This window comes from Mucilaginibacter aquaedulcis, from assembly GCF_030409325.1.
Lineage (GTDB): Bacteria > Bacteroidota > Bacteroidia > Sphingobacteriales > Sphingobacteriaceae > Mucilaginibacter > Mucilaginibacter aquaedulcis.
Genome location: NZ_JAUFPR010000002.1, coordinates 230619 through 246640, shown reverse-complemented (window position 1 = coordinate 246640; position 16022 = coordinate 230619). Strand labels below are relative to the sequence as shown.

The 16022-nt window shown below is 42.2% G+C and carries 16 protein-coding genes; 11 read left to right on the top strand and 5 right to left on the bottom strand.

Annotated features, from left to right (window positions below):
• The first annotated feature begins 14 nt into the window (after positions 1-14).
• Both QWZ01_RS05635 and QWZ01_RS05630 read left to right on the top strand, forming a co-directional pair.
• The gene (locus tag QWZ01_RS05635) at positions 15-1193 is read left to right on the top strand and encodes a GAF domain-containing sensor histidine kinase (protein ID WP_290322300.1); all 1179 of its coding nucleotides are present in this window, start codon (positions 15-17) and stop codon (positions 1191-1193) included.
• A 133-nt stretch (positions 1194-1326) separates the two neighbouring features.
• Positions 1327-1701, top strand: a complete 375-nt coding sequence (locus tag QWZ01_RS05630) for a response regulator (protein ID WP_290322299.1) — start codon at positions 1327-1329, stop codon at positions 1699-1701.
• Positions 1702-1703: 2 nt separating this feature from the next.
• Here QWZ01_RS05630 and QWZ01_RS05625 read toward each other — a convergent pair whose 3' ends face one another.
• A complete protein-coding gene (locus QWZ01_RS05625; protein ID WP_290322298.1) occupies positions 1704-3206 on the bottom strand; it encodes a PAS domain-containing sensor histidine kinase in 1503 nt (500 codons plus the stop codon).
• Between the two features lie 362 nt (positions 3207-3568).
• Between QWZ01_RS05625 and QWZ01_RS05620 the strand changes: the two genes are divergently transcribed.
• Positions 3569-3748, top strand: a complete 180-nt coding sequence (locus QWZ01_RS05620; RefSeq protein ID WP_290322297.1) for a hypothetical protein — start codon at positions 3569-3571, stop codon at positions 3746-3748.
• Here QWZ01_RS05620 and QWZ01_RS05615 read toward each other — a convergent pair whose 3' ends face one another.
• Positions 3749-4108, bottom strand: coding sequence for a response regulator transcription factor (locus tag QWZ01_RS05615; RefSeq protein ID WP_290322296.1), 360 nt, complete (start codon positions 4106-4108; stop codon positions 3749-3751).
• Between the two features lie 131 nt (positions 4109-4239).
• Here QWZ01_RS05615 and QWZ01_RS05610 point away from each other — a divergent pair, with 131 nt between their 5' ends.
• The 7 genes from QWZ01_RS05610 (at position 4240) to QWZ01_RS05580 (ending at position 11463) form a co-directional block, all read left to right on the top strand.
• Entirely contained in the window at positions 4240-6450 is a 2211-nt protein-coding gene (locus tag QWZ01_RS05610) for an ATP-binding protein (protein ID WP_290322294.1), read from the top strand.
• A complete protein-coding gene (locus QWZ01_RS05605) occupies positions 6450-6908 on the top strand; it encodes a biliverdin-producing heme oxygenase (RefSeq protein WP_290322293.1) in 459 nt (152 codons plus the stop codon). Before QWZ01_RS05610 ends, QWZ01_RS05605 begins: the two co-directional genes overlap by 1 nt.
• Positions 6909-7000: 92 nt before the next feature.
• Positions 7001-7480, top strand: a complete 480-nt coding sequence (locus QWZ01_RS05600; RefSeq protein WP_290322292.1) for a PA2169 family four-helix-bundle protein — start codon at positions 7001-7003, stop codon at positions 7478-7480.
• 136 nt (positions 7481-7616) lie between these two features.
• Positions 7617-7964, top strand: coding sequence for a hypothetical protein (locus QWZ01_RS05595; RefSeq protein WP_290322291.1), 348 nt, complete (start codon positions 7617-7619; stop codon positions 7962-7964).
• Between the two features lie 693 nt (positions 7965-8657).
• On the top strand, positions 8658-9533 hold the full coding sequence (locus QWZ01_RS05590) for a hypothetical protein (protein WP_290322290.1): 876 nt from the start codon (positions 8658-8660) through the stop codon (positions 9531-9533).
• Positions 9534-9550: 17 nt separating this feature from the next.
• Positions 9551-10513, top strand: a complete 963-nt coding sequence (locus QWZ01_RS05585; RefSeq protein ID WP_290322289.1) for a hypothetical protein — start codon at positions 9551-9553, stop codon at positions 10511-10513.
• Between the two features lie 536 nt (positions 10514-11049).
• Positions 11050-11463: a GlcG/HbpS family heme-binding protein gene (locus tag QWZ01_RS05580; protein WP_290322288.1), complete on the top strand. Its 414-nt coding sequence runs from the start codon at positions 11050-11052 to the stop codon at positions 11461-11463.
• A 154-nt stretch (positions 11464-11617) separates the two neighbouring features.
• Here the strand turns inward: QWZ01_RS05580 and QWZ01_RS05575 are convergent, their stop codons facing one another.
• The 3 genes from QWZ01_RS05575 to QWZ01_RS05565 all read right to left on the bottom strand — a co-directional run bounded on the left by QWZ01_RS05575 (position 11618) and on the right by QWZ01_RS05565 (position 15466).
• Positions 11618-12430, bottom strand: a complete 813-nt coding sequence (locus tag QWZ01_RS05575; protein WP_290322287.1) for an SDR family oxidoreductase — start codon at positions 12428-12430, stop codon at positions 11618-11620.
• Between the two features lie 353 nt (positions 12431-12783).
• The gene (locus QWZ01_RS05570; protein WP_290322286.1) at positions 12784-13833 is read right to left on the bottom strand and encodes an aldo/keto reductase; all 1050 of its coding nucleotides are present in this window, start codon (positions 13831-13833) and stop codon (positions 12784-12786) included.
• Positions 13834-14044: 211 nt separating this feature from the next.
• Positions 14045-15466: a nicotinate phosphoribosyltransferase gene (locus QWZ01_RS05565; RefSeq protein WP_290322285.1), complete on the bottom strand. Its 1422-nt coding sequence runs from the start codon at positions 15464-15466 to the stop codon at positions 14045-14047.
• Between the two features lie 358 nt (positions 15467-15824).
• Between QWZ01_RS05565 and QWZ01_RS05560 the strand changes: the two genes are divergently transcribed.
• Positions 15825-16019 (top strand): hypothetical protein, encoded by a 195-nt coding sequence (locus QWZ01_RS05560; protein WP_290322284.1) that lies wholly within the window; start codon positions 15825-15827, stop codon positions 16017-16019.
• Positions 16020-16022: the final 3 nt, after the last annotated feature.

The following is a 16022-nucleotide window of genomic DNA, read 5'->3' as shown; positions in this document are numbered from 1 at the left end:
TAGTAACCATTTGAATGCCAGAAAAATTAGAAATTCATTTCCAATCCGATGTCGACGCGGTTCAGCGCATTCCTATCATTGATGAATTGCTGGATATCATCTGTGCGACTACCGGTATGGGTTATGCGGCTGTTGCACGCGTAACCGAAGACCGTTGGATCGCTTGCGCAGTTGCCGACAAGATCAATTTTGGATTAGGTGCGGGTGGTGAATTAAAAGTGGAAACCACGCTTTGCCATGAAGTAAGGCAAATGCAGGAAGCAGTAGTGTTTGACGATGCTCTGAATGATGAAACTTATGTCAACCACCATACTCCTGAGATTTATGGTTTAAGAAGTTATATCTCCGTACCGATCATGCTGAGGAACGGGCAGTTTTTCGGAACCTTATGTGCCATTGACCCTAATCCGCACGCATTGAAGAATCGGGAAACGATGGGTATGTTTAAGTTCTACGCCGAGTTGCTTGCTTTTCACCTGAGTGCTGCCGAACAATTGGCCCAGGCGGAAGCGCGGCTGGAGGAAGAAAAAAAAATTGCGGAACTCCGGGAACAATTTATCGCTATCCTGGGCCATGACCTGCGAAACCCGGTCGGCGCGGTAAAAAATGTCGGACAATTGCTCAAGCGCGGCAATCTGGAAGAAGACAAACTGCATCATTTTGCCGGCATACTGCAAAACTCTTCACACCGGATGATCGGCCTGATCGAAAACATCATGGATTTTGCGCGCGGAAGACTGGGCAGCGGCATTCATTTGAATAAGGAACTTTTAATGCCTGAACCCGTATTGCAGCACGTCATTAACGAATTACAACTGATCTGGCCGGACAAAACAGTAAAATCACAATTTGAACTAAACGAGCCTGTCGAACTGGACAGTAAAAGATTAGCGCAGTTATTCAGCAATTTATTGGGCAATGCCTTATCTCATGGCGGAGCCGATGAGCCTGTTTTGGTGGAAGCAACTATAACAGAGGGAAAGTTCGTATTGAAGATCAGCAATAGTGGTGAGCCGATTCCGGCTGTGGCCTTGAAAAACTTGTTCCATCCCTTTTCCCGCGGTGACGCAAAAGCCGGTCAGGAAGGTCTGGGCCTTGGTCTGTATATTTCTTCTGAAATCGTGAAAGCTCATGGCGGCACTATAACAGTTCTTTCCGATGAAGAAAGAACTTTGTTTACCGTGACTATCTGACAACCCGCCCACCTTATTTGGAGGACTGGAAGCCGGCGGTCGCTAAACGACTGATCATACCCCAACTGGAAGATTACATTGGCCTGTTAACCTTTCATTTTTAAACAGTTACCTTTATCAAAATTTAGATGGCTTGAAGAAGAAAGTGTTGATTATCGAGAACGACCAGGATATCCGTCATATTGTGGAGTTTATATTACAGGATCAAGGTTTCGAAACGCTGAGTATTCCCGAACCACAGGACCTGTCCGAGATCATTCCATTTGAACCCGATGTGATCTTACTGGATGAATTTATCAATAACCGGCCGGGCCACCGTTTATGCCGCAAGATCAAGCAGGTTCCTGCTTTAGCGGTGGTTCCGGTAATTATTTTGTCAACCGCCAATGACATCGAACTGATCGCAAAGGAATGCGATGCGAATGATTATATCACCAAACCATTTAATGTGGAAGACATGGTGAATAAGGTTGTTCGCATGGTCAGTCACCAGCCGCTGGCTTATTAGTTTTAATTTAGCGGCAGGCTGAAATAAAAAGTGGAGCCTACGCCGCTTTCACTTTCCACCCATATTTTGCCGTTATGCCGGTGGATGATCTCCGCGCTTAAATATAAGCCGATCCCGAAACTGGAGATATGCTGGGTATGATGCGTTTCCACGCGGTAATACCGCTCAAATACTTTCTCTATATCCTGCGGTTTTAAACCCATTCCTTCATCCCTTACACTCACTTGGGCACAGTTACCAATAATCTCGCATTTGATATCGATCATTTTTCCTTTTGGCGAATATTTTACGGCATTACTGATCAGGTTGGTAATGACTGAACCGATCTTATCGTAGTCCGCGCGAACCATCACCGGATTGCATGGCTCAAATTTGAAGATGTGACTGGCGATGGTCAGTTCGGTTTCTTTGATGGTTTCTTCGATCAGGTTCTCCAGGTTAAATTCGTGCTTATCAATGATCAGCTTGGAGAATTCCAGGCGGGAGACATTAAGAAAACCATTGATCATATTACTCATCCGCTTCACCTGCACGCCGGCTTTCTCCATAGCCCCGGCTAAAAACGAATCTTCACTTTTTTCCAGTTTTTTATTGGCGACCTGCACAATGGCGGTAAGGAAAGTCAGCGGTGTTTTCAATTCATGGCTGACCATGCCGATAAAGTCGCTTTTACGCTGGTCCTCTTCTTTGATACGCTGGATATCGGTCGTTGAACCTACCCACATGATGATCTCGCCGTCATCATTCAGGATCGGTGAAGCAATGTTCAGGTGCCAACGGTATTTCCCGTTAATGTCTTTGAAGCGCATTTCGCTTTCCAGAGCGACACCCTTAGCTGCGGCTTCCGCTAATTTTTCCTGAAAAACCGGGATTTCGTCCGGGTGCATCATCTGGTGATAACCGAAATCGCGCAGGTCTTCAAAGTTCATTCCGGCATAGTCCAGCCAGCGCTGATTGAAAAAGGTGACCTCACCACTGGGCAGTGCGTTACTGATCTTAGCCGGTACGATGTCGGCCAGATGCCGGAAATACTTTTCGCTAACCTCCAGTTTCTGGTGGGCAATGATCTGTTTGGCGAAGGCTTCCTCGGCCAGCACGCGCTCCGTTACATTAGTTGCCAGCTGGATAATGTAGTGAATATCGCCATCGGGTGTCAACACCGGGTGATGCATCGGGTCCCAGTAGCGCTGGATAAACTTGCCGGGATGCTCCATATCTGGTACATCATAACGCTGAATGCGCATATAATGTGGCTTTTTAGTCCGCAGCACCTCCTGCAAAGATGCGTTGATATTTTGTACACCATCTGCATCCGGCAGTTCGGGATTGTCCGGAAAGGCCTCGAAAATATGTTTGCCCGCTATCACTTCCCGGCGGCTTTGCGTAGCTTCAAGGTACAGGTCGCTGGCGGTTAGGATATAAAGCCCGGGGGATAGCACCAAATACATATTGGGCGCCGTTTCCAGCGTCTTAAGGATGTCTGCATTTGGCGGCTGATAAGGCATTTTCTTTTTAACTTACTTTCTATCGTATGGGTAAAGATAGAAAAGTTAAACAATCAAAAATAAAATCGCGGGAACTGTTTGAATTATTATCAGAGCAGGGCTGGACAGATGCGATCAGGATTTTGTATCCGGGTCAACGCATTTATACTTTTTTGGGATTATTTGCGGGACGCTTATAGCCGGAACGCCGGATTACATCTGGATCATTTTTTTTTATTAAATAATTAATTGGCTGAAAAGCTGGTTGGTGGAGCTGTTGATGCAGATGTCCATGGCTGGCCGCACGGCAACGACCATGCGCCGGTCTGGATTGAAGCGGCCAATTAATTAAAACATTAGCCGCTTTTAATGCTTGTTTAGGTATGAAAAAGACCGAACGTGTCAAAAGAACCCGGCTGGCGGTAAAGCCTGCCGCTAAGGTTTCGAATGACGGCACCAATACACCTGTACCGGACACCGCCGCTCCTGCTCCGTTATTAAAAGGCGAAGCAGAGCTTTATCAACAAGCGCGCAATCCTTTGGGTGACCCACATAAAATCTGATCAGGCAGCCAGCTGAAAAGCAACCTTTTTTAACAACTCGTCCAGGTCGAATGGCTTGGCCAGGAAATCATCCGGCGCACCGGTTTGCGTCAGGGTCAGGGAAAGATCATGCGTGCCTGATATCAGGATCACTGGCATTAAGGTCTGCGGATTCGCCTTTATGCCTTTGCAAATCTCCCGGCCATCCATTCCGGCCAGCATCACATCCATCAGAATAAGGTCAGGCTGGAAGGCAGCAATATGTTCGAATATGGCATCTCCTTTTGACAGGGTCTGAACTTCGTACCCGCTTGAAGTCAGTAAATAAGATAAGATCTCCAGCAAATCCGGATCATCGTCAACAATTAATATTCGGCTCATAAGTAAACCGAACACCGCAATTACAACACTAATAAGCTATTAATTTTCAATTAATTATATATTTTGAAAGTATAGTACTTTGTTGGATTATTAAGTACACCTTTACCCGTCCCTCCTTTACTCTTCGAAAAATGAAAAACATTCCGGTTGACCTTACAAATTGTGACCGTGAACCTATTCATATACCGGGGCAGATACAAGCACATGGATTTTTAGTGGTGATCGATGAAGCCCATATCATCCGGTACGCCAGCACAAACACCTCCCAATTAGCAAGGGCACCAGACAGCAATCTTTTAGGACTTTCTGTGGCCGATTTAGAACAAAGGCTGAATGTAGAAGAAAATACCATCAGCAACTTTATCAACGCCGGGAAATCTTCCGGCGCGTTCGATCCGGCCAATCCTTTGGAGCTTAAAATCAACGAAACCGATTATTACCTGATCGTTGCGGCCAGCTCGGAATTCTATTTACTGGAATTCGAGCCGGCTTTTTCCAGCTTTAATATCCAGGTTCAAAACAGGATGGGACGGTCTATCGCCGAACTGTTAAAACATAAGGACCTTAACGACCTGCTGAACGCTGCGGCCCGGCAGGTCAAAAAGATCATCGGCTACGACCGGGTGATGATCTACCGCTTCGGCGATGACGGCCATGGCGAGGTAGCGGCAGAGGAACGCGAAGCCGGTCTGCCGTCCTGGCTGGGGCTGCATTACCCTGCTTCAGATATCCCCAAACAGGCGAGAGAACTGTATAAACTAAACCTCACGCGGCTGATCGCTAACGTTCATACCGAAACCACTCAAATACTGACCGGCCCTCAAAATTCAATCCCGCTCGATCTCACCCGTTCCCAGTTGCGGGCCGTTTCGCCCATCCATATCCAGTACCTCAAAAATATGGGTGTGGCCTCCAGCTTCAGTATTTCAATTATTTGTAACGACGAGCTCTGGGGCCTGATCGCCTGCCATCACTATACCCCGAAATTCATTGATTACCGGTCGCGGGAATATGCCAAACTGGTCGGCCAGATCCTGTCCTCAGCCTTGCAATACCGGGGCGAGATCGCTGACCAGCATCGGTTGGAAGCTTCAAAAAACAGCTTGTCAAAAATTGCCAAGTCCCTGCAGGAAAGAACGAATATCAGGCAGGCCCTTTTGCATGATCCCGCCGAACTCCTGGCGCTCGTACGCGCTACCGGCGCTTTGGTCGTCATCGGCGGTGCGATACATGCGCTTGGCAACACACCGCCGGTTCAGGAAATGGAGCACCTTGTGGACTGGTTAAAAGAAAACATCGAGGTGTCTGTTTGTAATACGAAAATGTTAAGTGCGATGTACCCGGAAAGTCGCGCTTATCAGGGGCTTGCCAGCGGGATGATGGTTCTCACCATTTCCCGCGAACTGGGCGAATATATCGTTTGGTTTAAACCCGAGGTATCGCAAACGATCAACTGGGCTGGTCAACCGGCTGATAAACAAGAACTACAGGCAAACGGTATGCTAAATATTTCACCCCGGCAATCTTTCGAGGTCTGGTCAGAACAGGTTTCGGGCTCGTCTGAGACCTGGAGCAAGCAGGATACGCTTGCGGTCAACTTACTGCGGCAGGAGATCGAACATGCCGTGACTTTGAAAGCCGATGCCGTTAAATTGCTGAATGAGAGCCTTCGCCTGGCTTATGAAGAATTAGAAACGTTCAGTTATACGATCTCCCATGATCTCAAAAGCCCGATCGCGTCGATCAAGGGTTACGCGCAGCTATTGGCCCGGGATCAGTCTATTATTGAGCGGGGCAAGGAGATGGCGCAGCGGATCGCCGACCGGGCGGACCAGATGAATTTAATGATCGGGGCTATCCTCGACTATTCGCGCATCGGCAAATCAGCCATGCAGCTCCTGCTGGTACCCACCCGGCCCATTATCGACGAAACGATCAATGACCTGCTGCTGCAATACGCCGATTCTGCACTGGAAGTAACGGTGGGTGAAACCCCCGACCTGAAAGGTGACCGCACGATGTTGTCACAGGTGTTTGCTAATCTGCTGGGTAATGCTGTTAAATATTCCCAGTACGCCACCCCGGCCAAAGTGCATGTCGCCGGCTGGCGGGATGACGGGCATATTTGTTACGCGGTTAAGGACAATGGTTTAGGGATAGCAGAAAAGGATTTGCCTAAAGTGTTTGAATTGTTTCACCGGATGGATAACGTCAAGGATATGGAGGGTTCAGGCGTAGGCCTTGCGATTGTGAAGCGGATCGTCGAAAAACACGATGGGCGCATTTGGGCAGAAAGCGAGATCGGCCAGGGTTCCACCTTTTATTTCCGGATCAAACACTGATGCTCAGCACTTTACTGTCGCTCTTTTACAGCTATTTCGGCGGGCTGGAGCAGCTGATTAATAATCACTTATCTATGGATAGCGTACCCGATTATACGCGGCGCCGGAAAACCCGGGCTATTGCCGATGATATCTCCGCCTTGGGCGGGAAGTTACCGGCCCTGGCGCCTGCCGACTATTTACCGCAGATCATAAGCCATGGGCAGGCCTTGGGCGCACTGTATGTGATCGAAGGCTCAACGCTGGGTGGCAAGATCATTAGCCGAATGGTCGGTCAACAACTCGGATTATCCGAAGGTTTAACCTTTTTTCAAGGTTACGGGGAAGATACGATGGCCATGTGGCAGCGTTTCCAGGCGGTTTTAGATCAGCGGGAAAACCTGCCCGGCACGGAGCTGATAGATGCGGCTAACCAAACCTTCCTCAAGTTCAGCGAATGGTTCGATCTGCTACAGTAGGCTAAATTATGTCCTTTAAATTCTTATTCCCTGTAAAATGAAATCATAACCGAAAGCGGCCGGCTTATTGCAGACGAATAGGAAAATCAATTATGGAAAGCATCAAAGCATCATCATTAAAAACAAAGGAAGAGGTCATCAATGACTTGAAGGAATTATTGGCTTTAGTTAACGACGGCAGGGAAGGCTATCTGTCTGCTTCAGAAGCGACGGGTAACCCGGAACTGAAAGCGCTGTTTGCTAAGTTTTCAGGCGAACGCATCGTTTATGCCGCGGAACTGAAAGAACATATAGCCGTTCATGGCGGTGAAGCGGATAACGAGGACGGTGGCATATTAGGTGGCTTACACCGTACCTGGCTTACTATCAAGCAGGCATTGAGCAGCAAGGAGGACAAAGCCATTCTAACGGCTATCACCGATGGTGAGCGGGCTGCTATTGCGAAGTATGATGAATATATCGCCGATTATGCCGACCATGCAGATCATCTGAAATTATTACAAGAGCAGCGAGAAGGCATCAGCGCGGCACTGAGCGAGGTCGAAAGACAAATTGTTCAAGCGGCAAATTAATATTTAACCGGGTCGCTCACAGCGATCCGGTTTTTTAAATACCGATTACGAAACATATCGGGTTGAACGCGGTTATCCCTGCACTAACCATCACAGGGGGCATCGGCTTTGGGCAGCCATAAATCCATAGCTGTTTATGATACCTTTATTTTTTCAGCCGCATAGCGCGCTTTCTTTGATGATCTTTCCGGACACACTGGCGCATTTAGATGGTCATACCATCATTACGCATACCTACAGCATTTTCAGCGACTTGGGAACCACTAACCGCCAGCTCATCCGCAGCCGGGAAAGTATGCTTCACTTGGAGAAGATAGACGATCCGAACTATTACGGGTTTATCACTTTTGAGATGCCGGATAAGCTATTCACTTATACTGCTGACGGACATTTGCTGCTGGAAACCGGTGAGGTAGAGCAGGTGATCGAGTTCCTCAGCGATATCCGCACCAATCCGGGGTTGTGGACTAACCTGGATCGATAAGCGCTTAATTCAGCGGTACTGATATAACCAAATTATTCCAGCCTTTTAAGCGTTTGACCGACCAGGGTACTGGTTCTGGATTGGGCTTAGTATTGTTAAAAGGGTAATTGAAAAATCGCAAGGAAAATCTTATATTTGTTTATAAGATTTGCAATTAATCTGTTGTCAAAAGTGGTGCGTAATTCGGTGAGTAAGAATTTACATCCACGTAAAACATTGAATACAAGAGCAGTAAATGGGCAATACAAATCCCTCCGGCTCCACCTAAAGGGATTTCCTATCGGAAATCCCTTTTTTTATAACAACTAAGTTTTTATTGTTCATTTTCAGGTAGTTACGAGACAAAAAAACTCAGCATTGTGAAACTCCTAATGTCCGTTGCTAATGACAAATTGCTTTCCATTTCAGAATATCAAACTTTAAAGTGGTTATATTTCTATTGTAATTGCGTGACCACCGATTGTATGTATCTTTTAAAATTTGATCACTAATCCATTTTTCCTCAACAGCAAGCAACTTTTCGTGAATACTATCTAACTGGTTTTTCTTTTCAATTATTAATTTTTGGTTTTCTGCAAAAGCCTTATTAACAAACTCAAATTTAAACGGAATGTTGGTTGCAATGTTATCAAATAAATTTCATTTGATCGATTGCAAAAGAGGGAGTATGTTTGTAACATAAAACTTAAGCCGATGAAACAAATAATTTTACTCCTCTGTATTTGTGCCACCCTGTTGTTTTCGTGTAAGAAGGATAAAAAAGTTGCTCCGGATGAAAAATTATATCCGGTTAATTTTAACCTTTCTGGTTTTACTGAAACACAAGATTCATTAAATAAAATAAAAACAGCTGCGTTAGCTACCCAAGCTACAAATGATCCCGTCCCAGTGCAATCATTAGTTTACCTTTTATTTAAAAATACAGGAGTACTGGTCTCTCAAAAACGGGCCGAAGTAGGTTCGGCGGGTTTTGGTACCTTTTCAGACAATCTGCCGGCGGGTGATTATACTGTTGCTTTTATAGGGGGTAGTTCTGATTTAAATGTATACCCAGGCCCGTATTTTGGTTATGGAACACCCACCGGCATTTGGGCTGATTTGTTTTATAAAAAAGTACCGATAAAAGTAACTACTGGTGGAGTAAACCTTGCCGCAGAATTAAATCGTCTTAACGCCAAATTAAATATTGTATTGAAAGATCCTATACCGACAGGAGTAACAAAAATAACGGTAGGGTTTAATGACACCACTTTTATTAGTGCCCACACTATAAAGGGAGATGGTACATCAAGAGCCCGGTTAATTACTACAAACATCGGCGCGACAGATATCGGCAAAACTAACTATACTATTACTATATATACGCTTAATAACATAAAACCTTTTGATGTAACTATTAACTATTATGGCAGCAATAATACAGCTCCTTTAGGTACAAGACTTGTAAAAGATGTGATCTGTAAACGAAACACACTGACAACACTATCCGGAAATTTGTTTATGCCGGGGAATAGTGCGTTTAATATAACGGTTAACCAAGACTGGAATACAGTAAACTTAGGTTTTTAAAACTCAAAACTATTCACATGAAAAAAGGATACATTTTTTGCTTCATAGTTATAAGCGCGTTATGGTTATCATGTAAAAAAGATAAACATTCCGAAACTTCTCCAGACGGAAGTTTACATACCGTTTCATTTAACATAATAAACCTTACCCAGGAAAATACTGCTGTTAATCAAGATAATAAAGTTAAGTTAAACGCCGCAGTTTCGCTGCCGTCAAGCAATATTACTAAATTGGTTTATAAATTATATACCACAGATGGTACTCTTTTAAAAACGTTGGTTATCAATAAGGGAGATCCTACTTTTGCCACATTTAGCGACAATTTGATTGCAGGCAATTATGTGGCCGTTTTTGTAGGAATTGTAAATTCAAAGTTTTTTTCCAATTATCAAAGCGAGAAACTTATTTACTACTCAGACGAGGAATTTTCAGAGTATTTTGACGAAACCTTCTATAAAAAGGTAAGTTTTTCTGTTGGAACAACAGATCAACAAGTTGGTGTTGATCTGCAACGCTTGAATTCAGGATTGCAAATAGTTATAAATAGTGCTTTGCCTGCTTCGGTTACAAAATTTAGAATAGATATAACTTCAATAGGTAATGCTGATAGCTATTGGGATGACAAGCCTGCTGCCATTGCTTTTGGAATTAGGGGACCTGGTGATTTTAGTTACTATAAAAGTGTAACGGTTCCAGCCAACAAAATAGGAAGCACTAATTTCACGGTAGGTCCGTTTAACGATATAATGACATTAGATTTAACCAGTAATATAACTATAACAGCCTATACCAATGCGTACGACGGGAGTACTGGCAGTTATGCAATTTATTCAACCAGGCAAATACAGGGAATAAAATTTCAACGCAATACATTAACTACTTTAACAGGAAACCCATTTACAAATCCTGCAACTGCCGGTAGTAACGTTGTGATCACTTATCAGCCGTATAACCAAACTGGTTTAACGCAAGGATTTTAATATTTTTAACGAAGCCCATGAAATCTGTGGTTTTTGGGTTTATTGAATAACCACTGAGTTTTTAGAATCTTAGTTTCTATATCATGACGAAATTTTTCGCCATTGCTAAGTAGGTTAAAAAGATAAAAGACTTGCCATTTTTGTTGGGCTTATTGAGATTAAAATTAACTGTTGCCATGTTTTTTTAGTTTTTTTAAGTGTCAAAATGTGATTTACTCAACTTGTTCAAAGTTGAACAAGGTTGGCCATAAAACAAATAAATAATTTAAAATCAGTGCTTTACAAGTATATTTCAGGCGATTTGGATACTGTTTAGTACAATATTCCCCGCTTCCTCCGGCTCCACTGAATGAGATACCCCACCACGAGTATCTCATTTTTTTGCTTCTCTATTAAACAGGTGAATTATTTATCATTAAAATCATTACAGCTATCAACCATGTAATATTAAAACACCCTTTAGGGTACTTACCTTTGGCTACGTTGCAGCGTTGGGTAAACTATAATAGATTTTTTTAATATCTTATTTATTCAATATGAGTATTACTCTTACACAGGCTCAAAAAATTGCTGAAGCCGCAAGGATTAAAGCCGAAGAAATTGGCGTTCCCGTGAACATAGCAGTTGTTGATGATGGCGCCAATATTAAACTGTTTATGCGAATGGACAATGCCTTATTAGCCTCTGTTGATATTTCAATAAAGAAAGCCCGAACTTCATGCCTTTGCGGTATGGACTCTGGCGAGGTTGGCAAATTGTCGCAACCGGGGGGGCCACTTTTCAATATTGAATTAACTAATGGTGGCCTGGTTTCTTTCCCTGGTGGTATTCTTTTAAAAAACAGTACCGGAAAAATCTCCGGAGCCATTGGTGTATCAGGTGGCGAGGTTGATCAGGATTATGCTGTAGCCCTTGCCGGAGCGTCGGCCTTTAAAAATTTATTGGAGTAGATGTTTTGATTCGCACATCTGTAAATAATTAAACCCGAAATTATCAGATGATAATCTCGGGTTTAGAACCCTAACCAAAAAACCAACCATTAAAAAAGCAGAAAACAAAAAATTGTCTTTAGATTTTTCATTGCGGCAGAATAACTCTTTAACATTAAATGGTATTTTCCCACGCTTTTGCCTGGCCATCCTTAAGCATATCCTCAACAAATTGCGGAAATACATTTCGGAATTTTCCTGTGTCGGCTGGCACCACTTTAACCATAACATCAATCATATCCTGAGGGACTAATTTCCAATCAGGTGAATCAAGCTGTGCATCAATTTCAGCTTTTAGATCAGCTTTTTTAGTGAAATTTTTATCATCATCCAACCATCTGAATGAAGTTTCTAACATGGTTTCGTTAAAACCTGTAGTAAATGCTCCAGGATTTATTGTTTGTACCTGAATGTTATACTTTTTCAATTCCTGCTGTAATGATTCGGCTATGGCTTCTAACGCATGCTTCGTAGAACAATACACACCAAAATGAGCAGGCAAGAATAGCCCTCCCATAGAAGAGACGAATATGACCTTACCTTTCTTTTTTTCTCTGATAAATTTTGCAATAAATTTTTGTGATAAGGCTATCGGAGCAAAAAAATTGGTCTCAAAGTTTTTATGTATCAGTTCTATCGGGGTTTCAAATACCGGACCTGTTTCGCCTATACCAGCGTTATTAAGTAAGATATCAATGTCCCACCTTAGTGCATTACTCACATCATAAGGATCTAAAATATCCAGCCTCTCAACGTGTAGGTTATTTTCGAGGCCTAGCTCCTTTGCTTTTTGACGTAGTACTGTTACTTGCGGATATATATGTACCCCTGCAATAACTTTGTAGCCTGCCTGAGCAAGCCCTATGGCTGTACCTTCTCCTAATCCGGTACCTGCACCAGTGATCAAAATTGTTTTACTGTTTGGCATGATATAAAATTTATTTGTTTAGAAATTAATGAATACATGACACACATATCTACTTGCATGAAAACCACGAGTGCTTTTTTATATAAATATTTGATTTTTAAAGCATTAAATAGAACCATATCAAAGTTCAGCTTTATTGAACCGGGGTCAAAATAACCCTGCTAATTGTAGTTATGATTATTCTGATAGGTTGTTTTGAACAACAACAGGCATCCGTATGGAATAATCAATTCAGCTAATAGAAATTTGAATGATGATTTGAGCCTGAGCAATGCGGGCTAATTGGCTAATACAGACCATGTAAGCCAACACTCTTTGCAGGATATAAAAAAGGTAGCGTAACTATTTTGTGATCAATCCCAGATGGCTATTCCACCTTCTCCCCATTTAATCTGACTTTTCTTGCGTCCGATTGATGAGTTCACATTAATCAACTCACTATTAATGAAATTAATCTCATCAGTATTTAAGCTAATTGCCATAGCATTGGCGTTGCTTATAGCTTGTTCTGCATTTCTGGCACCGGCCAATACTATACATATACCTGGCTGTAAAGTAGTCCAGCGTAATACCAACTGCGCTAAGGTTGCATTTTTTTCATTAGCCATTGGTTCTATTCTGTCAAGAAAAGTCTTTATTTTTTCGAGGTGAAAATGATTAAAATAATCATTTCGATGATCATTAGGTTTTAAACGGGCCCCCATGAAGTATTTTCCGGTCAGTAAGCCTCTTTCTAAAGGGGTATAAACAATAATTCCTATTTTTTCTTTAACCGCACAAGGAATTATTTCATGTTCAACGCCTCTGGTTAGCATGCTATAGGGCACCTGATTTGAGGCAATCATGATGTTTTCTTGAGCTGTTTTCATTTGAGCCGCATTATAATTGCAAACACCTGCCGCAAGAATTTTCCCCTGGTCAATAAGTTTTTGCATGGCTTCCATCGTTTCATCTATCGGTGTGGTAGGGTCGTTCCAATGAATTTGCAGCAGGTCAATATAATCCGTATCCAGGCGTTTTAAACTTTCTTCGGTTTCTTTTACTACGCTTTCTTTTGATGCATAATTATATAAACTATAGTTTTGTCCATAATTATCTATGTTGAACATAAAATCACCTTTTCCATTATTACTTCCGTCCCATACCATACCAAATTTGGTCAGAAGCTGAAGCTTGGTGCGATCCTTTCCTTTAATCGCTTCGCCAATTAATTCTTCACTCAAACCCAAGCCATAAAATGGTGCTGAATCAATTGTTGTTACTCCCTGATCTATAGCGGCGTGAATAGCACTTATGGCTTTATCAGTATCTGTACCGCCCCACATAGTTCCACCAATTGCAAAAGTGCCTAAGCCAATTGCCGACAAGCGAAGGTCAGTTTTTCCTAATTTTTTGTATTCCATACCTGTATATCATGAACAGTTTTTCAACCAATAATACAAGTTCAATTTCCGTGAAGTTTATTGTTAAATGAAATAAGTTAAGTTATAAGTTGTATTAGTTATATAATAACTTTTCTGATTCCAAATAGATTTCGATATATAAAAATACAGATCATTTATTGAAAACAATCTTAAACGAATTACAAAGGGAAGGCTATTTTAATATAAAAATTTAGGTCTTTGGGTTAGCATTGGCCCTTACCTGTTCAAAAGAAATAGTATTAATCAAATCGCCATTTTCAAATACAGTGTGTAGTTCATCAGCTAATTCAGCGTGCTCATGCTGACTTACAGTTTTGAAGATGCCATTTATTTTTACCAGTTTTAAACGGCCAGCTTTGCTCTTTTTAAAACTCGAAGTAATATTGCCGTGCGCATCCATTTCTGTAGGACTTTTTTCTACATCTATCTCCCGGCCATTAATAACTGCGCTGCTACATTTTAAGGCAAACCTTTCCGTATCACGATCAATTTTTTGCAACAGTGCTCCCCCCATGCCAAACGCCAAATTTTCGGCACTTATATTATTATTTTTTAAGGCATTGTAAATATTAATGATTTCAGCATAGTTTACGCCATCGCCCTGTATTACTCTTACCTGTGGTGGTAATACTTTATAACCTTTATCATTGACGGTAAAACCAAAACAATCAAACAATATTTCGAACATTTTTAAAAGCGTCATTACCGGGTCTCCGCTATCCGGGCGAATGACCAGGGTACCTTTCCGATTCAGAATTTCATCGCGTAACTCGCCACCCCAATATTCTTTACAGGCTTTAAAAATGTTAAAGCTATCAGATACACAAGCAATAGTACCTGTAGGAAAGCTTCGCAGCACATGTTTAAAAATTTCCAATTCGCCTTCCCTACCCAGTAAAGTACAAATGCTATGTTCAGTAGCCGGGATGCTTAGTCCGTAAACTTTGGCTGCATTGTAGTATTTGATAGCCATGCCGCTACCGGCCAGGTTATCACTGCCGCTAAAGCTAATTAAATGTGCAGCACCTCCAATTTTGGCGCTCTCCGCACTGCTTACTCCCCTGAAGCCAAAATCATTCAGCACAAAATCAATTCCTGCCTCTGTACCCTGGCTTGCTGTTTCGCTGTAAAATTGAGTCACTACCTTTCTGATCTCATTACTTAATGTTGCCACAGTACTTGGATACCAAACCTGCATCAGCAGTGTTTCTAAAAAATTGGTAAGCCAGTAACATTCAGGGTCGGTATTTTCAATGGTCATCAATACATTGCCTACAGGAACCGCGGTTCCTTCGGCAACAGCTTTTATTTTCACCGGTAAATAACCGTTGTACTTATCCAGAATATATTGAAATTTGGTTTTATCAAAAACGTCGTCACGGCCAAATACTTGTTTCAGGAAACCTTCGGCTTCATCTAAATCATGTTGTTTAAATGCCGCACCTTCAAGGTATTCCTTTAAAAAATATTGTAGTCCGAAGAAAATAGTTTCATTAAAGGCACCTCCCCGGCTTTCCAGATAACTATAAATTTGAGTAGTACCGGGATAGTAAAATTTATGATGAGCGTATTTGTATGCATCCGCCAATAAGATCAGGTTTTCGCGTTTCATGTATTAACCTTAAAGGTTTTGAGTAATTATTAGTTTGAATATATCGTTGTTCGTTTTTGGTGGATTGATCTGCCGTATTAGCAACTTTAATAATGCTGCTTTTAAATTATATACCTGACACACTGCAAAGTTATTAATCTATATAAAGCAGTCAACATAGGATGCAAACATTGCACAAACAAACCAACATCATGGTTTATAGATACTTAGCAAGGTATTTTACTATTTATCGAAACACAATTATATAAATCCCTTGTTACATAATTCGTACAGTTCTTTTTATCCAAATAAAGAACAAAAACTCAGCCTTTTTGGTTAACTTGAAATACAAGCAAAATTCCAATTAAATAAGTCAGTTATGAAAAAACATAAAACTTTTCCGGGAGAGCAGCCCGAAATGCCTGCACGTGAAAAAAATCCTGAAATAAACCAGCCCCACGATCCAAAGGAACCTAATACCCCACAAGAGAACCCGGACTTTATACCAGATGAGCTGCCATCTCACGCTAACCCGCCGGAAGAACCACCGCTTAATCCCGGTAGTATAAGTTGATTA